A 22230-nucleotide genomic window follows, 5' to 3' on the forward strand; every position below is an offset into this window, starting at 1 on the left:
CTCCAGTCAATCCATATGGCGTATAGCTATACGCACTCAGAGCCAACGAAGTGGAGCGGGAATCTCTACAGATCGCTCAGCTGCATCAATTGCGGCGGCAAGGGACTCGCTACCGACCTTTATTGCGCACTCAGGGAAGGTTAGTACACGCACAGGTATTCTGTTAACAGGATCTTCAGCGCGGGCAAATTGGCATTCCTGGCGATATTGACTCACGATACTGGCTTTATCCGAGTTTTCCCGCTCCCATGCAGAAACGGCAGACTCGCGAGACCTTTCTACCGCCTTGATCGATGTAAAGAACTGGATAGCCACAACCGAGCAAAAACCGATTAAAAATAATACGCAGGCGCCAGTTACACTGATCTTCATGATGTTTTTCCTTTGAATCATGTGTTTTCGAAATTGATCGGGATCGAGCGCATTGTGATTCTATTTTGATTTTATTGTCAATGGTTAGCCACAAGGCTTAGCGTGACGATGTTCTGAATGGACGCTAGCGGGACGTCGGTTTTTCGTCACTCATCGACTTCGACAAAAATCTTGCCGCCGCCATGGCACCATGGGCAGCTCAAATCAGGAGTATTGGGCTCTTGCCCTACGAACCGAATGGCGCCTGTACCCTCACATTCAGGGCACTTTTGATCGCTGCCCTTGATAGTGTGGAGTAACTCGTTTTTGGCTAGCTCAACCAGCTTTTTCCGCTCCGCGCTTGTAAGAAACGCTGTCTTCAATTTAATGATTCCGGTCGCTTGGATGATGATACGATCATCATGATCAAAAGCTAGAAGGCCTGCCTCAAATGCTGTTTTAACGCTTTGGTCAACTACCCGCCACTAAACGCTATCGCGCTATAGTGGGGGCTTGTAGAAAATCCAGAGCGATAAACAGTCGCAAGGTTTTCTACTTCTAAGCGAGTCATCCTAATGTGACTCGTCTGGGCCTGAAGACAAGACCCTCATCGGCTACCGACTTCATGAAGCTATCGCCGATTTCTTTTCGTAAAATATTCAAGGCGCCGTTTACATCAGCGTTCAGCAATAAACCTGTGCTGCTCTGATACAGGCCGCGTTTCAATCGCCTTCCTGTAAAGCTGCGAGTTCCTGCCAGCCCATAGGTCGGGATTCGATCCAGATCCAGGGCTGATGCCTTGGAGGTGTAGCTTTCCTCCCTGACAACCACCTCGATTCCATAGACCTCGGCCTTGTATCTGATCTGCTCGATCAGGCGCGCATGCGGGATGCTGACGAACTTCTGATTATTGACCTTGCCGATGCCAACGCCCTGTTTCCAGTCAGGATTCAGGCCGACCACAATGCGACCGATATCGTGCTGTAAGCATTGGTCGATCACGAAATGGCTGACTCGGTGCAGGTGGTCGTTCATCCAGCAGAAGCGGCTCACCGCCTTGTGCTTGAGTATTTGCCCATGTCCCTTGCTGCGTAACACCGCCGTGTCCTTGTTGTACAGGTGATTGACTGACTTGATGGCCTTGCCATTGACCAGAACAGGGCGAAAACCCGGCTGGTCGGAGATCAGTGTGGCAAGGTTGTCGATACCCAAGTCGATGGAAAGGTGTTTGTTTCGATCAAGGAGAATTGAGCCTTTTCCTTGTTGTATAGCAGTATTCTCATATACCACTTCAAGCCAATAGCAGCTGCCATGGGGCACGAAGCGGATCTCTTGAATGATCTGGTCAGCGCCTTTTGCTTTGAGTGTCTGGTCGACACAGCAGCGAACCTTTACAGGCGCAAGCCCCGTCTTACTTGGGAAGTGGATTTGGCCATCTCTACAGCTTAAATGCTGAAACGGCATCGAGGCCGTTTTGGCTTGCCTGGCGTAGCCAGGCATGCGGGGCTTGGCCTTGAAACGGGTGGGGTTCTTCTTCCATTCGCTTAGGGCTGCAAAGTAGCCTTTCCAGTCCTGGCCAAGCCTGCGCAAAACAGCCTGGCTCATCGCATTTGGAATGGCCTGGTAAGCAGGATGGGCATGCGAGCCTTGCTTCAGCGCGAGATCAGCCTGCATCCAGCCAAACCGATCACCGGCAAGAAAAGCCTGCCGAATCAGATAATTTCCACAATTGAAAAGGGTTTTCGCCGAACGACACAAGTGAGCAACCGATTTGAAATTCGGATCATTGCGCTTGATCAGGATGCGCTCGGTTAACTGCATGGACTTTTTCCCTGTATGCCTGTACAGTATAGTGATCTAAGCGGGACTTGTAAATGAGAAGAATCAAGAGCCCGAGCGCGTTACCGCGCTGGCGCTTTCACCTCCACCCAAACGCTACGCGCTCTGGATGGAGTACTCCGCGCAATTGATAGAACACGGTTATTCCCTTGATGCGTGTCTCAAATATCGAGCTCTTGACTAACTACTAATTTCTTTCCAGTGGAGCTAAGTCTTGAAAGATTTTTCTTGTCTACAAGCCCATCCTTGATTAGTGCAGAAATAAAATATTCATTTCTTGGGGCAACCGAGATTAAATCATCCTCAGTCATTCCTTCCATAGCTATTTTGCAAAAACCGTCAACATGGAAAAACATTGAGCCGACAGATTGTATGCTTTTTCCGATTTCAGTGATGCTAAAAGTGTCACCAAATAATTTGCCATGTTTTTTCTCGGCCATGAATAGAGCTGACACAATCTGAACCTTTTCTTCTGGCGAGGATGTTCTTTTGATGCCGTTCCGTATGCCTATTAGATCATTATACAACTTGACAAAATTACTGGCTGTCTTCATGCTGAGAATTAACTCTTTTACTGATTTCAGCTCTTCCTTCGTCATATGTTTTATGTGTTTAGATGCTCTCATTGAGACCTGAAGACTCTCGCCATATGATGAGCTAGGGCTGATGACATAACGACCTGATTGAGTCAGCAGGCTTGCAGATATGATTGAGGCCATCGTACCCGTAAAGGTCGATGAGCTGTCGCTTATAGTTAACGCCGGAAAAAGAGGGTCATCAATAATAGACTTTATAAAAAGACGAGCTGATTTAATTGTCTGCTCATCTGCGTTATCTAACCAGTCGCCATTAAGAATTTTTTCGACAAATAAAGGATTCGCGCAACTAATGATCTTGTCAGTTTCAACGCGGAGTGCATCAATGCAGGCGTCTGGAAAAGATTTTAAATGACCAGATATAACTGAGCACTTGCGGTCATCTAAAGGTGATACAGATAATAGATTAAGAAACTCAACAAAAGAGCGTCTGAACCCGTTAAGGTATGTAAAAGAACTTGCCGATTGAAGCTCTCCGAACATGATTTGGGTTGGGGTTGCTTCAGGCAAAAACTTGTTGATTCGTTCTATCACCACGTCACTATCATCATCACTATCATCAGAATGCTGAATTTTTATGTATGAGGATTGCAGAGCAATATTCAAACACGCATTATCATCAAATCCAAGCCTATTAAACTCACCCTTTAAAAGTTTAAGAGATGCATCAATAGCCCGTAGTCGATCATTTGAACCAGGCACTATAATTGAAGCGCTTAATGCTGCGGAAAAAAAGCTTTCTAATTGACTAAAATCAAGCGCAGACAGAATTCTTGTTAAATTCCGATACCCTTTTTTATTATCCGAGTTAATGCAAGATTGGATATTTGGAAGTTTGATGACTTTAAGCGCACAATGAACTAACCACTTTGGTGATAGATCAATAATTCCATATTCAACAAGCTGGGCACAAAGCGCCTCACAGCCATTGGCAACTGCTTTTTCATAAAGATCAGTCAGCAATAATGGCTGCAATTGTGGTGGTGTATTGATCAGTGCTGCATGGATATCTTCCATGTGCTCGTCGTCAAATGGACGGCTTTCCAGGCAAACTCTGTGGCGGTCAAGAATTTCAGAAATTTGCTTAATCATTACGGTTCCCCTTTACCTTAAATTTTGGCATATAAGCATCATCTAAAGAAAGCCATTCTTGCGCGTAGACTTGATTGTCTGATCAAAAACGCTGTGTCATAATAGTTAAAAAGGATACCACAATGAAAAACCCAAACGGCAATATTCAGAAATTCGAAGTGGCGCTTGGCGAAGAGGATGGCAACCTTTTTGCCGCAATCCTCTGGCCTGACACGCTTGGCGATATTCCATTCGCCGCACCCGTTGGTCTTGCTTTTACACAGGATGGCTTTGTCCTGTTTGGTGATAACGACAAGGATGGTCTTTACTTCTCGGGGATCGATAAACCAATTCTTGAAGAGATGGGAGTTCGGCATGTTGTCGTTCTCAAGCCAACAGGAAATGATTACGTACAGCTTGAGGTCAGTAAAACCAACGAGCCGATTCGGTAAGAAGGTTTATTCATGTGGGACATAACAAAAGACGAGTTATACCAAAAAGCTATTAAGCTTGAATACGCGCAGAGGTGGGCTCGGCAAAGCAATCGCGAGCGCGACGCTCTAGATATCATGAGTGGCCGAAGTAACGGTTTATACAATCTAGAAGAGCTTCTTAAAGCCTGTTTTGATAAGGGGAAGGGTCTTCCAGAGATACGAAAAATTATTACCCAACCTGGTAGCGAGACCGAAACAGGGATTCGAATCAAGAATGCCGTTGAGGCTTACATCAATCAGATTCTATTGCGATGGGATGATCGACCTGAGCGATATCTGGACGCCGTCAATCGAAATGAACGACCCTACACGTTCGATGCATCAATTTTTGCCGACAAGCCTTACGAGTTTTTAAATGCGCTGCTTGCCTGCTTTCCTGAATCAGTGCTTCAATCACCTGGGTTGATGGCAGGAGAGTGGAAGGAAAAGGCTTTCCTTCCGGACAACCTTGCGCGCACTGCCATTGGCCTTGGGGCTGCTTATCAGGCCATTTTTGTTCACAAAACCAGGTCGTATCTGAACTATAGAGAAGACATGGACTCTTTTGCAAAGCAGTTTAAGCAAGCGTTTGGCGAGAACCCTTTCAAACTGAGCATGCGGATGCCGCTGATGAATGCAGATCAGTCTAAACAGGTGCTTCGCTATTTTAAAAAATCGGTAATGCCAACCGATACCCGCGAGTCGAGCATAATGAGCCGCATCATATACCTCAACTCAGATACAAGTTGGATCATGCATGTTTTTGGCAGAGCAGGTGTTTATGCAAATCCAGAGGTTTGTGAAAGGATAATAAAATATAAGGGCGATGATACTATATCTGGCGTTCTCAGTTGTTACATCGCTTATGATTTTGCCCCCCTGAATAAACTAGGGCGTCTATTTAAAGCTCGACATGTTACACAGTCAATTGTTGACAGACTGATCGATCCTGAGAATGATAATCCAGCGGCCAATCTTACCAAGTTTTTAAAAGGATTTGCGGAAGAGGACAAAGCCTGGATACTGAAGAAGATGAATCTGCCAGCTGATTTACTTGAAGACAGGGATCTCCGGCGAAGAGCGCTTGCTAATGCGATAGAGCTCTGACTGATGTCTTCATTTGACTTAAGGATATGCCAATGATGGATGTTACCGTGCAGATAAGCGATTACTTGAGCAAAGATAAAAAGGATCAGGCCTCAATGATGAGGCATTGGCGTTCATTGTCTTGGGATGATTCGCAATCCACACAGTTTGTTTTGGGACTTTGCACATCGAATTTATGGAATGAACTTGGCCATGTATGGACAAACAAGAGTCTTAGAAGCAATCTTTATCGGCTTGTTGATGAAATACAAAGGCTGGCCGATAAGCAGAACGCTGTAAATGAGCTAGCGCATGCGCTTCCAGGTTTCTATAAAAGAGAGTTCGATGCCGCACTCGCTTATCCAATAAAAACAAATAATGTGAATTTGCTTGATCTAATGCTAAGCAAGGGAGCAAAGCCTAGCAACGAACTGATCAGAGTCATAGCCAATCGTTATGATAGAGATTCCAACGAGTTTTACCGAAATGCACTGTACAAGACAATAAACTCAAAGAACTGGAGAGGGATTTTCGGTTTTAACGCTTTACATGACTGGACGAATATAGTCAGCAGGGCATACAGGAACGGTGATTACCATCTGCTTGTCGTGGCTTCCAGGGTAATGACGAATCATGAGAAACTGAAGCTCCTGAAAGATACATCAGATGAGCAGCAGATTGATTTATTAATCCGGCATATGAGATTCTCTAAATATGTTCTAACAAAAGCGGATCAAACAATCAAAAAGCGGTATTTAATGGAGAATCTTGAAATATGAATCATACTTTCGATGCTGATGTTTTTAGAAATGGTTCAACAAAATCCAGCCGCTGGAGCGAGAACGATTACCTACTCCCTTTTGTAAACGAACAGATCTCCAAGCTCTACTCTCAAGGTTATGAGTTTGGTTACATATTGCCAGAATCAATCAGGCAAGCCACTGGAATTATTGTAAATAAAGCTTTATCAGAAATAAGTCTTCATGATGTTCAGCATGTACTTAAATTATGGAAAGCTGACTTATCAGATTTAATATTAATGCTTGAGACTTCTTTGAAGGGAGATCAGTTTAACTTTATAGATGCCAGGATTGAGATTTCTTTTGGCGGCGGCATCGTTAATTATGACAGCATGTTTAAAAGCCTGAACATAAAAGAACTTGCAGCTCTTCTTGATAAAGTATCGTCAGCGTCCTTAACCAAATCTACAGAAAAACAATTTATCTGTGGAATTATTGATTCCTCGTTGCATCCTTTGCCAAAGATGGCTGAAAGTTCTTACGCAATTTTAAAGCACCAGGCTGTTCAGGATTACGTTCAAGGCGAAACTCGGCATTATCATGTATCAAACGATTTTCTAAAGACATTTACACGATCATTAACAGCCAGTCGGCCTCCAGCGCCAACAAAGATTCTTAAGTACTTCGTGGAGGCTATGGTTTTCGATGAGTCCGATAAGCATAGAAACTTCCTAGGCCATTTGTTTGATACGATTGAGTTGATCTCGGATAACGAAACAAAACGACATAAGTTGTTATCTAATGCGCTGAATAATATTCATGATAAAGATCAATGGCTACTTAATAACTATACTAATGCAGAGTATAGGCCGAATAAAAAATCACGGCTAAATGACGATGGGGATTGGGTTGCGAGATATATTGGTAATGTTGAGCTTAAAAAAATAAACTCTGGGGAATGGGTTAATACAGGATGGAGGCAGGCGATGTGCATGTCTAAATGTGACCTATCCTTTAAGGATAAATCCATTATTCTCAACAACTACGTCATACAAAATTATAGTTTGTTTAGAGATGAAAATTATTCAGTACCGGAATGGATAGAGTTTAGACTTCGGAATGTATTAACGCATACAGAGCTATATGAAGTCGCTAAGGAAATTTTCACCGAAATGTTTGCAGCAAAGCTATCTGGAACTACGTGGGATCAGCAGTGTGAAGAAGAGTCTCAATATCTTGAAGCATTTAAGATCATAGAATCTCTGGGCTTAAGAAAACCTCTAACACAAGCATTTAATGAATCAAATGAGTTGCTGCAAAGCGAGGATCTGTCAATCAAACCCGGCTCTATGGACAGAATGGGTTTTCTAATTAAAGCGCTTAAGCTTGAGCGGTGCGAAATGACCTCAAACAAGGTGAAGCGCGCATTAATTGATAGTGAGTTGTGCCTTTAGTCACAATCCAAAATCACTTGATATCTCCAGTTTTCTCATCAAGCTGCTTTTTTTCATCCAGTCCCTTGAAACTGGGCATTCTTCAAGCTTCTCTTTACATAAAGCGAAATGCAAAGATATAGGCTTTTCAAGGCCATCAAGGACAGCCAAAGCGATTTTCTCTATATTACCTGGTTGGTCGGGTGCGTGTCTGGCCGCGACGTTCACAATGGCCTGCATGACGTATAGAGCATGAAGACTCTCAATACGACCTACTGTACTTTGGAAATATAGACCAACTAGTTTTTTAGCTAAATCCTGATCTATATTCCCGGAATCTAATACGTACTCAATGGCATAGGCCAACCGCTGAAGCACTCCACGGTCATTAAAATTCCATTGCGCGGACGACTCCACCATGTCAGTGAATACTTCTGCTCGTACTTCATTCTCTAGCCCAATTGCACAAAGCCTGGAGTATAAACTTTCTATTATAACCTCTCCAGGTTTTTTATTTACTCGTTCAATTTTCCTAAAGCTGGAGAAGTCTAGGTTCTCTTTCATGAGTTTTACAATTGAGTTCGAGAATCCAATCCTTGAAAGCATTTCCATGAACCACAGTGGAATGGAGGTGAACGTATTATTGTTATGTGATTCGTTTAAGGCTGCTTCAATTTTGACTTTGTTTTCTAACAGTGCGACACCTATTCGGTTATTACACTCGCTGTTATTTATTTCTCTCTCAGTGCCGACCAAGTGGGAGAAGCTCTGTAATAATTCATATCGCTCAAACAGTTCCCCGCTGTTCTCAAACTTTGAGAAATGATTTATTAATAGACAAATTGCCTCATAATTTCCGCTGTAGTAATATTTTCCAAAATTAGATCTAACAGGCATAGGCGGGTGACTATAATCCTCAAAGAGTCTTTGCTTTAATCCAATGCATTGTTCCTCTTTCGTTAAAACCACCTTTGTGCCGCTGATTCCATCCCCGCTAAACCATTCGTTAAATAAATCTACGCCTAGTTGGTGAGTAATAATTCCAAGCGCCTCAAGACTTATAAGTCCTTTCTTTCTTTTGTCTTGAAACTGATTCTTCAGAATTGAAAAGGACTTTTTCATGTCATCTTGAAAAATATTTGCATGATGTAAAAGACCCTCTTTTACCATATCAGAAAAAATATCATTGATTGCCCCAAAGGATTCTTTAAGTAGCTCAATGTCGCTGTGAATAAATCCGTCCACCGCTAAGTCACGGTTTATTTCATATTCTTCCTTATATTTAACTATAGATTCCAGCATGATCATTTTCACCAGAGTTATGGCGATGGGGTAGAAGAAGTTTCGCTCCGGTAATCTTGACCATAGGTAGAATCCCAATCTTTTGCCAGTTGTTGCGCAATCGCTCTGAAGTTGTCATCTGGTACGCCCGCCATAAGACCATCTCTTGTAGCGACACGCTTAACCTCAGGAGTAAATAGATCAGTTAATGCCGAAATCACCTTAGCGGAATATTGGTTTTTAGCGATTGCACGAACACCTGCTTCGTAAAGGCGCTTCTCAGATGGAAACTCTGCGTCGCATATTTCATATACAGCATCTATTTCATCTGCCATTTCTTTATCAGAGCTGCGGATTTTTGCTTCAATTTTGTTTCTTTCGGTTAGCATGTCAAATCCTCTTTTTATTATTAGAGCATGTGCAGAGCGCAGGCATCAATATTAACGATTGATTAAAAATGGAATAGGCAAGCAACGCTCAAGTCATCTATTAACTATTGCAGAGCGGATCGCGTAAAGCGCTAGTACGGCCAGCCCAAGGAGACTGAGTTCACTATATGCTATTACATCTAAAATCATTGCAGGCTCGCCGCAGAATCCTCTTACTTCAAATACGGAAGGCGCCCACTCGTGTAGTGGTAGGGTTTGGTGATAGAACGTAAACGGTGAGCATCCAGCCCCCTGTATCATCCCGCGTTCAAGCATAACTAGCTTTGCAGCCCATACCGCTGCCGCACCGAACAATCCAGCTGAAAGCATATTCCCTATCGCACCGATTTTCCGCTTTTCGAGGGATATCAAAGAGCTCGTTATGGACACGGCCACTGCTGCTGCAAGCCAAAATCTGATTTCGATGCATAGCGTACAGGGTTCGTAACCGAAAACATGCTGGCTAATAAGTGCAAACGACAAGAAGACCGTTCCGAGTAAAGCCATCAATAGGTTGTTACGAAAAAGCTGATTGGTATACTTTGACATATAGTTTCTCCAAAAAATTAAACTGATAATACCAGCTCTTGAATGGATTGTGATTGATCGTGAAAAATTGTTTACGTGAAATTTAACCCCCCCCCACTACAGTGGGGGCTAGGTTCTCAGTTTGGCTCGGTTTCGGCAAAAATGTCGATGTAGATCGTTTTTGAAAGCCCCTCTGAATACAGGCTGGCCGACACCATGGTATTGGGCGCTGCTGCCCCGTTAAAACTGATGTAGTGCCAGCTGCCATCAAGCTCAAGCGGTCGGGTCGTCGTTCCAAAGGAGATTGTTGGATCGACCAGCCTCGATTTATTATCCTCGGTAAGGCTCCTGACACGGTAGAAAAGCTTTCTAGTTCCATAGGTGCTACTCGTATTGATCGAGAAGGTGTTCAGGCCATTCGCGATGCTTTTGTAGTAAGTGTTGTATGTGACGCGACCGCAGGAATAGTTATTGTCCATGCTATCGGTGAAGCATGAATCGGGGGCTGATAGCGTTATGTCATCTATCTGCACTCCTCCCTTTACAGTGAAGAAATTACGCGTTCCTTCTTCAGTGCTGTAATAGTAGCAAGTATTCCTATAATCATAATAAACCGTTCTGTAATGGTAATGATCAATATGCCATTCGTATGCTTCATTTACGCCATAGCAATCTCTGCAATAACTAGAGTTGTATGTTGAGTATAGCTTTTTTGAGCCATTTGTTGCAGGGCATGAAGACGTATAATTTAAATATCGAGTAGTAGAAGAAGTCTGATAATTTTTCCTGAAATAGCCACTGGTGTTTAACGTAATCCCTGAGTAACCACCCAGATAATTAGACCCAACAGCCGTATTGCCCGTCTTTACGTTCAGCCTATCTTGTACGAACTGGGTGCCTTGCCGCTTTGACACGACGCTTCCCTGGCTAAATGTATAGTGATTATCTGAGTACCAGGCGTAGTTTGAAACAGGGCTTGTGTTGGTTTCCGTGATGGTGGCGGGAGAAATGCCGTTACCCTGAACCACCACCGATTGATTGCTGCCCGAAAATGCCATCTGGCTAGCAGCCGTAACATCTTTCTTAGAGGCGTCAGACTTGTAGGCGATATCAAGCTGACATGTTTTGCTGGTTTGTCCTTCGATTATATTGGAGTTTGAGCAGGCAATATATGCCAGGTCATCGGTGCTTCCCGACTTTTGGTTCGTAAATTCAAACTCGGCAGGATCGAATTCTTTAGCATATACTTCCACTTCATGCAGCACTCGCCCCAAGTTGACATCACCATCATACAGCGTCAGTTTGGTTTTTAAGCCGTTTGGCTTTAGCGGCAGCACAAATGGCTCATCAATAAGACCTTCGGTAACCTGCTTGATTTGCACACCATCACGGTACAGCGTTATTTTGGCAGAATCAGAAGTCGCCTTGATTTGCATATTGCATGTCGTTTGACGGTACTGTCCTTCACAGAAATCTCCATTAGGGGTGGTTATTTCACCCGTATAGTCTGGCAGGTGAATGCGCACGGTCGTCTTGTCCATGACTGTTTCATCTGTGCGCGGGCAGTTAGCCGCCGAGCTTGAACTGCCTGTTTTGCACACTACCGTTTCGTAAGTCGCCACGTCCGCTCCATGAGGAAGCGTTTGGGCAATAGATACACTTTGTGGCGTCGAGCTGGAATAGGTGTAAAACGCCTGGTTCTTGTACATCGACGAAAAGGTGTAGTAGTCGCTGTAGGTAGCCTTCGTTGGGTAGCTTCGTGAATGCATGGTGTATTCACAGGTTTCACCAAAGAATCGACGGGTGCAAATGAACTGATCGTTGGCCGAATCCTCGGCAATCGTTACCCCTGTTGCCCTGATCGTGCCGGTTGGATACGTGTCAGTTGTGCTGATCTCCGCAACCTGGAAGATCGGAATTTCAGTCTCTTCGATGTTTTCCGGACAATTCAAACCGTCGACCATAATCAGCTTGGTTGCACCGCGAGGTACGCGCTGCTGGACATGACCATACGTAGTTCCACCACCGGTTAACTCAATTCCTTTTATGACGGATCCTGCATGGGTCATGATGCACATCGAGCCTGCCTTCAGGCTGCTGGTGCCGCCCGTCACGCGATAATCGAACCAGATTCCACAATCGTTCGCATGGTAAGCAACCTGGCAAGTGGAGAAGAACTGAGGTGCATAGCTATCCTGGCTGAATGATCCCTCGTTTACTCTATGCTCGGTTGTGAACGTCTTTTGATCAAAAACCACCGCATCGGAATCTGCATAGTCAGATCTGGATTTCAATGTAAGGGTGTAAGTTCCGGCAGTCAGATTCTGTGAGCAGGTAGCTGCTTGTTCCAGAGCGGTATACCAGGGGCTGATTGTACAGATAAGCGCCTTGGTGTCCTCTCTAAACAGATAGGCACTGGTGTTGCTTTTGATTGTGAAGGATGTGGGGACGTTGTAACCATAATAGGAAACGGTCGGCAAAGGATCTTGAATGCTGATGGTGCCCCAGTACTCCGGACGGGTTACGACGAAGTCGTAGCCATCGAGCAGGTTGTTTTGCCTGGCGCCAGGCTCAGCCCCTTCTCTTACTTCAATACGATGAGTTCCTTCAGTCATTACCGTATTGCCATGTACTGTACCCGTTGTCGATGTTATGTATTGATCACGGATATACAGTGAAGCATAAGAAGAGCCGGTTGAAACGCGCAACCAGAAGTGCCACGGGCATGTCGTCTGATTGATATTCAGCAAGCAAGCAGACGGTGCCTCATAGGTGCTATTTGCATAAGAGCGCGCATAGTAATAAGGAACTTGATGGCTTGCGACGTATGAGGTCGACGCATATGATCCCGTGGGCGTGCGAGCAGGATACACGTAGGCTACGTTTTTGCTCCAGCCATGGTTGACGATAACAGTGTCAATAACCGGATCATTAGCGCTTACCTGGCCGTTGCTCGCCACTCTGAGCTCGTATAAGACATCGACTTCTCCTTCGGCGATGTAAAGTGATCCGAGACTAAAATCTTCGGCTGAATTGAGCGTTGTGATCGATGTCCGATTCGCACCGTTTGGACGTTGTGCATAGACCTGCGGGTAGCTTGAATGCCCCGCCTCGTAATTGTTCAGTTTGCCATATGAGCTTGTGTGGCAATAGCCAAATCCCTGGTAACGAACGTTGCAGCTATAGTCTTCGCTAACGAACTCGGCAGCAACGTCTTGCGGAGCTGTCACCTTTATATCGGGTAGATCAATACGGAAGCGCTCTCCCGCAGTCGTACCGCACGCTGTATTGCCCTCGTAGCCGATGAGTTGATAATTGCCGCCCTGAAGGAAGGTCAGGTTAATCGACTTGGATTTGGTACTGGTATTGGCGCTGTATACATAAGTATTGTTGCTTTGTCGAAAAATGCAGAGCCGCACGTTATTAGCTTCTGTATCTAGCCGAACGTCAAAGCTTGCTGGGCAATAGGTGCTACCTGGATAGGTTACGCACATATGATCAGTTGGCGCATCGCCAAGATAGGCTACGGGCCGCTGCTCCGTCCTGGCTTTTGCGGTGACCTGAATCCTGTCCATCACCTCGCCAGAGGTTGAGGTGCCAAGGCGAGCCTCTATTTCGTAGGTGATGTCCTGGGTTTGCGTAGCAATTGGCAGCGCCAGATTGGAGAGCTTGTAGCTACTGGTTGTCTGCCAGGTTGTCCAGGATGAGCTGTTCACGTTCCGATAGTAAAGGGTTGCGGTTGCATTGCCCGATGTCGAAATCAAGAACGTGCAACTAGCGCTGAATTCATACGGAGTGCATTCAGTGCGATCTGCTGTGATCTGCTGCTGATAGGATGGGCGTTGAGCTTTTAGCGTCAGTGTCTGAAGCACATCGTTTGACCGATTGTTACCTTCGCGCAGACTGAAATTTTCAGTGCCAGAGTGAACCAGTACGTTGATTTTGGCGCCCGGTGCACCTTCCCATAGCTTAGCTTTCTTGGCGTCAGGCTCTCCATCGCGCCAGATACTGACCAGTGGAGATGTTGAAATCGAAGTCAGGGTGATATAGCAATCGTTACGCGAGTACAGCATGTTGCAGCTCGCGTTACCCGTCATTTTCCCTGTGTGGACAGGGCGAACGCCTAACAAAAATTGAGTATTCAGTAGTGGGTTTGAATACCGGGCCTGCATGCCACCATCAAAACGCAGATCAAAACGGTTATTCGTCTCGGCTAAGCCATCATAATTAAGAAGCTCAACGGTCGCGGTTCCGATCTTCTCGCTTGTACTTGAAAGCAAGCGGTCATAAGCGCGCCATACCGATGATTTATCAGTAGCGGTATAGGAAACTGTGAGCGAGCAACTGCCCCGCTGGTAATTGAATGTGCAGGTCGTTTCATCCGTTTCGAATGTGCCGGTGTACTTTTGCTTGTTACCTTTGAGGATGTAAGTTTTAAGCAACAGCCCGTTCGGTTCATCACCCTTGCGAAGGGTGTAGCTGAGGCCAGGCTCGGTTGCATTGATTTTAAAATTGCCCTCTTTACCAGAGGCAAGAAGATTGCCAGATTCGTCCCATACCGTAGCGTGCTCACCTGAGGTCGAAAACACCATGTTCTGTTCACAGGTCGATTCGTAGTAAGGGATCATGCAGACCCCACCTACAGGCGCAAGCGTGCCGGTATCAGGCGCCTTTACAGCCCTTAGGTCGATTCGGTCAAGGATCGCACCCGTTGGGCTTGAGCCCGCCCGCAAGTCGACACGCGCCCCCTGTGTACCCACACTAACCAAAGCCTGCCCGAATTTAGTGGCGCTGCTGAATGATTTTTCTCGAACCCAAAGCCGCCCGATATCGTTTGTCTGATATTTGACGCGCAGATCGCAGAAATCAGTTTCGTTGAGCACGGCGCACTGGACACCATCGGGAAGGCTGAGAGATCCCTCCGGATTGACCCGATAGCCCTTTGTCATTACAGCTGACAGCAATTTGCCACCAGAAGAGAGTCCTTCACGAAGCTCGTACACGACAGGGAAATCGTAGGCCTTACCAACAGCCATGCCGCTTGGCATCCCACTGGCGATTTCCATGAGACCCGATGATTTACGCTGCCACACCGATGCAGTGGTTATCTGGCTGGTCGCCCAGCGCAGCACGATGCTGCAAGAGTCTTCACCGTAATAAATCTGGCACTGACCCTTATCGCTCGCAACGATTATGCCGCCCTTGGTGTTCTTATCGATAACTGGATAGCCGGATTCATCCAATTCAATATCGTCACCATTACCATCAGTGCCGCCAGAACCACCCGTTCCTGGGGTGCTGGCGTCATCATTTTCCACTGGCTTGGAAGCTTCTTCTTCAGTGAGCGGTATTTCGTCCTCTTCACCCGGATAACCGCCTTCACCAGCACCTGGCTCAGGCTCAAGGGTTGCCCAACTGTCGTCCCACTCAGCGGTAACGGTAACCGAATCGAGCACTCGGCTCGCATAGGTGTTACTTTCTTTGAGATCGTACACAAGCTCCTGGCCAAAACGCACATAGGCATCAATGACGCCATCATAGGCGTAGGCGATTTTGTAGATGAGGTCGCCATTGGTACGCCACAGTGAAGCCGGTTTGTCACGCGTGGTCATCCAGTAAAGCCGGACACGGCAATATCCAGCTTTTGAAGGCAAACGACAAGAAAGCCCTTTTGGGGCAAAAATGATTGCCTCCATTTTCTCATCGGGGGTGATTGCCTCCTCAGCCAGCCAGGCGAGCTCAGGCACATGCCTCTGAAATTTAAGACCCGCTTGTGCTGTGCACGCGAGCGCCATTAGAAAGAAGACTGAAATCAGCGATTTGAATGATTTCATTTTATTTTTCGACCACTGTTGAGACGAGCGTGCGCTTGTTCAGTCGGTTGCGCAGTTCGTTAGTAAACGCTTGGTATTGGCCATCTTTGGCCATGATGCTGAAATGATCTTCTGGGTTCTCGATGGATAAAGGCTCGTCGGAATGCCCCAGTGTATTGATAAATGCCTGCCAGGCTTCGGCATATTCAGTCAGCATCCGGCCATCGCTATCGGTTTTCGTAGCGCTGACCAGTTCGTTGAGCAGCAGGGTGCTGACCATGGACGTGTATGATTGAATTTGCCTACTATCGAGCGCCTGCGCCAATTGATAAGAGGCTTCACCCACTGGCATGTCCATCTCGATGACGGCAGACAACGCCTTATCCGAAGGGTTGATCAGAGCTTGGTATCCCAAGAATTTCTTGTAGAGCGCGCCACTGTCGAACATGTCGCCCGATGCTTTGTTTTCGAGTACTGCTTTTGGAATCGAGCCGATTGGATGCTGCGGCTCAGCTTTATAGCGCCCCACTAAAAACACGTTGAGCGCTTGCTGCTCTTCTTTCGACACCGACCCATTGTTCATGACCAACAGGGCTGTCAATGCAGCCAGCCGATCCTCGACATTGGCCATATCCGGGCTAAAGGACACACTTTTGCTGACCAACCTGGGGGCGCTTGTTTCGCTCAAAGGCGCAGCGGGCCTGACCATGCTTACGATCATCATGAGGCTGGCGAGTGACAAAATAACAATGGCCGTTATTGCCGTCAGATAAGGCCAGTGGCGAGATTCTGTGCGAGTATTTTCGCGGCGCTTGTCCATTTCACTCTCGATGCGCTTATCGATGTGGTCAAGAATCTGCTTGATCGGCTGAGCGCCAGGCTTTTCGGTAGGGGTGGTCATCACAATTCCTCGGACAATATGCCAGAATGATCCATGATTTAATGACAGCATGTCAATAAAAACGTATTAGATTGTAAGTGTTGCATCGCCAGTGTGATCATAAAAATACTAATTTTTTACAAGTATGAGTGACTCAAATGTTTCACATGAATGAAGCCGCCCAGCAGGACAAAGACGCCTTGTCAATGGCGCAGCTCAAGCTCTGCGTCCTAGCCATCACCAAGCAGTTGCACAGACGAGAGGAACCGCTTACGGTTCTTGATCTTTTTGAGATTGCATCGGCGCAAGGACTCGACCTGGCTAAATCTGACGAGGTACTCGACGCCTACAAGCAAATATCGCCTATGGCATGGGTCGAGAACGGTGGATCATCCTGTTTTACCTGCGTCAGAAAGGGCGAGTCATACAGCCACGTCGCGGAACATTCAGCCACTATGCTCAGAGAAGCGCAATGGAGAGGTCAGGCTGGCCTTTCTGATCTTGGTAAGCTGTTTAGCGCTAACCCTGATTTTATGAAGCTACTGCCGCCCATAACACATGCCTTGTCAGTGTTCAGTCTGAGGCAGACATCGACCTACGCCAAGGCTATTCACAATCGCTATGCTGGTTATGAGCGTTGGTACATCGACTACATGGCCAAGATTGACCAAGTCACGGAAGCGGTTTCGGTTAAATTGTTCGACACGCTTTACCATCGACAGTGGGTCTCGTTGCTCAAGGATGCATTTGGTGAAAAAATGAAGCTTGGCCTGGAAGCCACAAGCTTCATGATTGATTTGTACAAAAGCCGAGGTGCTACGGCTGTCATGGATTGCCTGGAGTTCCGGGACGTTGCGTATATTAGTTTTTTGGTTCCAATCGCTCTCGAAACCCTTGAACTGGGGGCGATTGATGCCGATCAATGTACTGATGTTCTGATCAATGGTGTAAGAGGGGGCTTGGCGAATCAAGAACTGCAAAGAGCCTTAGCTAGGTGGCTTGTTGATTCCAAGGATAAGCCTCGCTTCTTAGTGACGGGCAACTGCGATGACGGGCAAACGGAGGTTAGGCGCTTTTGGCTAGAGGTTCTGCCCGGCACTCTGAATGCTTCACCGGAGTCAGCGTTTTCTCCTATTCACGGAGCACTTAACGCTCGCTACATAGAAGAGAAAATCCGTTTTGATGCCAATGGGGTTGTGAATCGCACATTTGAGCAAGCCAGAGAAGGGGTCAGGGCGTATTTATCAATCACAGAGACCGCACGCCTGAGCGCTGTTGAATATTTCACCAGAATAAATGATATCGAAAAAGCTGTGTCACTCTGCAAAGAATTTTGTACAGGAGAGGCATTAAAAGAATACCTTTTTTCGATTGCCAAAACCTATGCTGCGCCCGTTACTCGTTTGAGAATGCTCAGTAACAACTTCTTTCCGTTTGAGAATGAAAATCACTGCACACAACGGATATGTGAGTTTGGCCCAGAATTTTCGGCTGAGGTTGGCCGTGCACTGTGCCAAATATTTGAGCGGAAAAGCACCGCGCCAAGACTGCTGCAAATGCCAGGCGCCATGCCTTATTTGAGATGCCTGGCGGAACAGGACGGCTGGGATGATGAAAAGAAATTTGGTTTTGCCCATGCCTTCAGGAGCTGGCCAATTCGCAAGGCACTGTTGATTGGGCTGGATGTTCCTAGCGGGTTTTATCGAAGACTTCCCCCAGGCCAGAGGGGCAAATTGATAAGCAATGATTTGGAGATATAAACGAAAGACCGCCAGCAAGCTGGCGGTTTTTATGGAAGCTTAAGCGGCGACTTCTTTGAGGGTAGGGGAGTAGGACGCCGCGATTTCCACATGATCATCAAAGAACCTGTGCAGGTACGGGATTACATCATCGAGTGTCATCACGTATTGGTTCATGAGCAGGGTCACGATGGTGTCAGAAAGCTCGCCATACATAGCCAACACGATCTTCGTTTGCTCGAAAAGCTCAGCGGCTTTTTCCTCGATCTGCTCGATGCGCGCCCCGTGGGTGTCATATCCCATTTTCGAAAGCATTCCGTAGTTGAGCTTACAGCTGTTGTAGTAGCCAACCTCGTTAAACATCACATTAAGCATCTCGGTCACTTTCTGGATGTCGTTATGGGCACCCGCTGTAACACCTGCCTCTTTGTAATAGATCTCCTCGTTCGCCATGCCACCATAGAGCTCGCAAATCTTTTGCTCGTAGTCACGCCGAGTTTGAAGAGGCACATCCTCTGTCTTGCTAAGCACGAAGCCTAGCGCGCCCAGCTTAGAGACCGATTCGGTCGAGATCTTGATGACATTGAGGTTGTCATACAGCTTGCTAGCATCGCCCTTGAGCTCGATCATTGCATGGTGCACCTGCATCAGGAAGTGACCTGCTTCATGCACGGCAATGATGTTTCGCTTGTTATTCATCTTGTCCGTGGTGGCTCGGTCAGTCAGCCCAACCGCGACCCGCTCGAACGCTTCGAGCAGGGTACTCTGGTCGATCTTCTTGAGCCCTTGAACCGCCATAAGGCTGGCGCGAGCGATCAATGTTTCAAGGATGGCTGGGCTCATGCCATTTGTAATCCCGGCAATGTGGTTTAGATCCACCTTGTCGCACACCTTGTCATCCGTACGCTTTGCCAGAAGGCGGCGCATGATTTCACGTCGCTCTTCATGGTTAGGCAAGCGGAAATTGATTTTCAGGTGGAAGCGGCGAAGCATGGCTTCATCCATCACCATCTTGTGTTCATCGAAGTTCGAAGCGACGACCCAGATGATTTCGACTCCCTTCTTGGTGTTGACACCGTCAAGCAGGGAGAGCAACGACGTGGTGGTGTCGTTGTCGTACTTCGAGTTGGTCTGCCGCTGACGAGTGAGGAGGACGGACTCGGCCTCATCCAGGAAGATGATGGCGCGTTTTTGCTTCAGAGCGCGCTGGTAGAGCTTTTTGAGTGTACGTGGGCCGCCACCAACATAGCCTGACTCAAGGCTTGATGCTGAGGCGTAGAACATTGGGATGTTAAGGCGCTTTGCCAGACAACGAGCAATCTTGGTTTTGCCGGTGCCCGCAGGGCCAGTCATCATGACGTTGAAGGGCTTATCTACACCATATTCCTTATAAAGCTCACGAGAGGAAATCATCTCTTCAAGCTGAAGCAGCTCGCGCTTGATGTCATTCATGCCGACCAGGTCATCAATGTCATCATCGATGTTTTCAGGCTTGAACATGTCGATGGTATTGGTGATGGAGCCGCTTTGCATACGCAGCAGGAAAATCAGGAGAATGATCATCAGCAGCACGCTGCCAAACAGCTTCATGAATCCAACGCCTGCGTCTGTCGCCCGCTGCTTTGCAATCAGTGCCACAGGGTCACTTGCCATGCCGAAACGATCACCAATTCCGCTCAGGCTACTTCTCACGCTGTAATCAAAAGCAGGATTTGTCTTCAAAAAATCATCGAGGATGATCGAAGAATATTGACTGAAAGCTGAGTAGGTGACGTCCTTGTAAATCAGTACTTCAGCGCTGCCTGCGAAGCGCAGCGCGATGTAGCGCGAGCCAAATGTTGAGTTGTCGATTGTGATCATCTTCTCAACCCCGCTTAGCTTTTCAGCGGTGATCGAGAACAGCTCATCACCCTCCTTGATGGAGTATCGCTTATCACCCTGATCAACCACCTGCTCCTGGCCTTCCTCGGCCACAACGGTCGGTGTTACCTGAGCGACGAAAAAGGTGTAATAGAGGGGCGTCAGCAAGAAAAAGAACACCAAAGCTCTCACGAGCATCTTAAGCAGCATTGTGACTCTCCATAGAATTTGAATCAGTATGACAGAAATTGACGATTCGTCAATGCCTGTTGTCAATTTACATGGTTCCAAAGGTGGATGCGTACCTGCCATACTGAGCAAAATGAGGGCATCGCATGAGCAATAGAGCCAGCATACCAGCAAGCGATGAAGTGGTAGATATCATAGCCACATTAGATCGAACCCGTGCAAACAAGCTGTTTACAGGCAATTCTCTTATTGGCCTTCATGAGCCCATTGTCCTAGCCTTGTCAGGCCCTGCCTGGACGCTTAAACGAGCCTACGAGCAAAGGGCTGTATTCATCCAGTCATTTAGACCGCACACGCACGTGTCTGATGACTACAGACGCCTCTTCATGGCAATGGCTGAGGCTGGTCATACCCAAGGGGTTCTGGGAATGATCCACGCAACTGGGCGAAAAGATCGCTGCTTTGCTGGTAATCAGCCACTCATTAGTATGGGTACGCTGACCGCCATGGTCAGCTATGACAGCACGTTGATCGCGCCCGTTGTGCATTTTCTATCACGCGCAGCGACGAGCATGCTGCCTGAAGAACCTGGCGCGCTGTTCAAGGCCTTGATAAAGGGCTTTGACCCAGATTCCCTATACGCTGGCCGCTGGCTTGAGGCCATCCAGCGGCAGGTGAGTAGTCGCAGCCTGGAAACGCTTGGCATGAAAGGGGAGATGAGTCAGGCGCCCTACTGGGTGGCTCAGTTTCTCATTGCCAAAACACCGGAGAAAACGGCAGTTGCGTCAGCCGTTGTGGCAGGCATGATTTCAAAAAAAGAGCTATCGGTCGATGACATCACAGGCCTGAATCTCGATACGGGCCAAAAAATGAGGTTGGTCAAGGGGCTTGGGCTTAGCCAAGAAGCCATGGGGTTCAAACGTGTCATTTCGTCGAGAAATCATAGTATCGAGCCATCCTACCAGCTTTGACGACTTGTCAATTTGTTCGTATCTGTTATGATTCTTTCTCAGAAGAGGATCATGATATGTATAGAATTTCGACCGTACTTGTATTGCTATTGGCAGCCGGTATCGCAGATGCGCAAGACAGCCATGATGAGAAGGCGGTCATCGATTCCCCTTTTACTCCAGCTGTTTTCAAGGTTGTCGAGGCCACGCAGCAGTCGCTTGATGAGGCTTTTGGCCCTGTGGAATCTCAAATGGCAGACGAGCTCAGCAAAGCCTCAAAGCAGATCCTCGCGCACCCAGTCGTCTTTAAGGCCCTCGTTACCAATGCTCAGGCCAGGCAAGCAGCTGACCATGAGGATGAGGAAGAGTCTCAGGAAGTTTCTCATGGAAAATACGCAAAGCTTGCCATGGCTGGATTGCAAACTGCGCTCAGGCAGAGTCCAGGCGTCATGACACGGCAGGAGCTGGCCAATCGAGCTGTATTGATTTCACAAGTGGCTCGCTATTACGGCAAACATGACCCCTCGATGTGCAGGTATCTACCACAGGATTTTTCCATTTTACTGAATGTTGATGCACCCTGGGTCTCTGAAGTTGAAGAATCAGTATTGGAGCAGGCAATTGCTGACGAGAAGGATGCACTTGTCAGATATTACAATGGCGTCATGCCCATTATTATCGTGGACGCTGACGTCCAAACAATTTTCTCGAAGTTCGCGATGGAATGGCTAGCAGGTCTTGATTCAAAGACTAAGTCAGAAATCGCATCAGCTAGAAACCTTGGCGATTATTGCACCTTATGGAGCCAACTACTAAAAGACGGCGCCAGAATGTCATCCAGCTTTCCTCAAGCCGCACATAAGGTGCTATTACCCCTGATGACGATGCCAACTCGCGGCTGGCTTGATGTTGGCCGCTGGGGCTTCATTCAAAATCAAGTTAGAACCAACAATTGAATAAAAATACATTCAAA

16 protein-coding genes are annotated in these 22230 nt (G+C 47.0%); 7 read left to right on the forward strand and 9 right to left on the reverse strand.

Features of this window, described 5'->3' with window-relative positions:
- Positions 1-36 precede the first annotated feature (36 nt).
- The 3 genes from P5704_028365 to P5704_028375 form a co-directional block, all read right to left on the reverse strand.
- Positions 37-372, reverse strand: coding sequence for a hypothetical protein (locus P5704_028365; protein WOF81772.1), 336 nt, complete (start codon positions 370-372; stop codon positions 37-39).
- Between the two features lie 546 nt (positions 373-918).
- Positions 919-2172, reverse strand: coding sequence for a transposase (locus tag P5704_028370; protein ID WOF81773.1), 1254 nt, complete (start codon positions 2170-2172; stop codon positions 919-921).
- Between the two features lie 179 nt (positions 2173-2351).
- Positions 2352-3878, reverse strand: a complete 1527-nt coding sequence (locus P5704_028375) for a hypothetical protein (protein ID WOF81774.1) — start codon at positions 3876-3878, stop codon at positions 2352-2354.
- A 122-nt stretch (positions 3879-4000) separates the two neighbouring features.
- On the opposite strand from P5704_028375, the gene P5704_028380 reads away from it, so the two are divergent.
- From P5704_028380 to P5704_028395, 4 genes are read left to right on the forward strand one after another with little or no spacing between them, the layout of a single operon-like run.
- The gene (locus tag P5704_028380) at positions 4001-4309 is read left to right on the forward strand and encodes a hypothetical protein (protein WOF81775.1); all 309 of its coding nucleotides are present in this window, start codon (positions 4001-4003) and stop codon (positions 4307-4309) included.
- A gap of 12 nt (positions 4310-4321) precedes the next feature.
- Complete coding sequence (locus tag P5704_028385) at positions 4322-5437, forward strand: hypothetical protein (protein ID WOF81776.1); 1116 nt, start codon at positions 4322-4324, stop codon at positions 5435-5437.
- Positions 5438-5469: 32 nt separating this feature from the next.
- The gene (locus tag P5704_028390) at positions 5470-6195 is read left to right on the forward strand and encodes a hypothetical protein (GenBank protein WOF81777.1); all 726 of its coding nucleotides are present in this window, start codon (positions 5470-5472) and stop codon (positions 6193-6195) included.
- Positions 6192-7610 (forward strand): hypothetical protein, encoded by a 1419-nt coding sequence (locus P5704_028395; protein ID WOF81778.1) that lies wholly within the window; start codon positions 6192-6194, stop codon positions 7608-7610. Before P5704_028390 ends, P5704_028395 begins: the two co-directional genes overlap by 4 nt.
- Here the strand turns inward: P5704_028395 and P5704_028400 are convergent, their stop codons facing one another.
- From P5704_028400 to P5704_028420, 5 genes are all read right to left on the reverse strand, one after another.
- Positions 7611-8891, reverse strand: a complete 1281-nt coding sequence (locus tag P5704_028400) for a hypothetical protein (GenBank protein ID WOF81779.1) — start codon at positions 8889-8891, stop codon at positions 7611-7613. It abuts the gene before it with no gap.
- 17 nt (positions 8892-8908) lie between these two features.
- Positions 8909-9259 carry a hypothetical protein gene (locus P5704_028405; protein ID WOF81780.1) on the reverse strand — a complete coding sequence of 117 codons (351 nt, stop codon included), beginning with the start codon at positions 9257-9259 and terminating at the stop codon, positions 8909-8911.
- 93 nt (positions 9260-9352) lie between these two features.
- Positions 9353-9847, reverse strand: a complete 495-nt coding sequence (locus P5704_028410; GenBank protein ID WOF81781.1) for a disulfide bond formation protein B — start codon at positions 9845-9847, stop codon at positions 9353-9355.
- Positions 9848-9963: 116 nt separating this feature from the next.
- Positions 9964-15660: a hypothetical protein gene (locus P5704_028415; protein WOF81782.1), complete on the reverse strand. Its 5697-nt coding sequence runs from the start codon at positions 15658-15660 to the stop codon at positions 9964-9966.
- Between the two features lies 1 nt (position 15661).
- Positions 15662-16540 (reverse strand): hypothetical protein, encoded by an 879-nt coding sequence (locus P5704_028420; GenBank protein ID WOF81783.1) that lies wholly within the window; start codon positions 16538-16540, stop codon positions 15662-15664.
- A 146-nt stretch (positions 16541-16686) separates the two neighbouring features.
- Between P5704_028420 and P5704_028425 the strand changes: the two genes are divergently transcribed.
- Entirely contained in the window at positions 16687-18279 is a 1593-nt protein-coding gene (locus P5704_028425) for a hypothetical protein (protein ID WOF81784.1), read from the forward strand.
- 39 nt (positions 18280-18318) lie between these two features.
- Here P5704_028425 and P5704_028430 read toward each other — a convergent pair whose 3' ends face one another.
- A complete protein-coding gene (locus P5704_028430) occupies positions 18319-20328 on the reverse strand; it encodes an AAA family ATPase (GenBank protein WOF81785.1) in 2010 nt (669 codons plus the stop codon).
- Positions 20329-20453: 125 nt separating this feature from the next.
- Between P5704_028430 and P5704_028435 the strand changes: the two genes are divergently transcribed.
- Both P5704_028435 and P5704_028440 read left to right on the forward strand, forming a co-directional pair.
- The gene (locus P5704_028435; protein ID WOF81786.1) at positions 20454-21278 is read left to right on the forward strand and encodes a hypothetical protein; all 825 of its coding nucleotides are present in this window, start codon (positions 20454-20456) and stop codon (positions 21276-21278) included.
- Between the two features lie 56 nt (positions 21279-21334).
- Positions 21335-22213 (forward strand): hypothetical protein, encoded by an 879-nt coding sequence (locus P5704_028440; GenBank protein WOF81787.1) that lies wholly within the window; start codon positions 21335-21337, stop codon positions 22211-22213.
- Positions 22214-22230 lie beyond the last annotated feature (17 nt).

The organism is Pseudomonas sp. FeN3W (genome assembly GCA_030263805.2).
Classification (GTDB): Bacteria; Pseudomonadota; Gammaproteobacteria; order Pseudomonadales; family Pseudomonadaceae; genus Stutzerimonas; species Stutzerimonas stutzeri_G.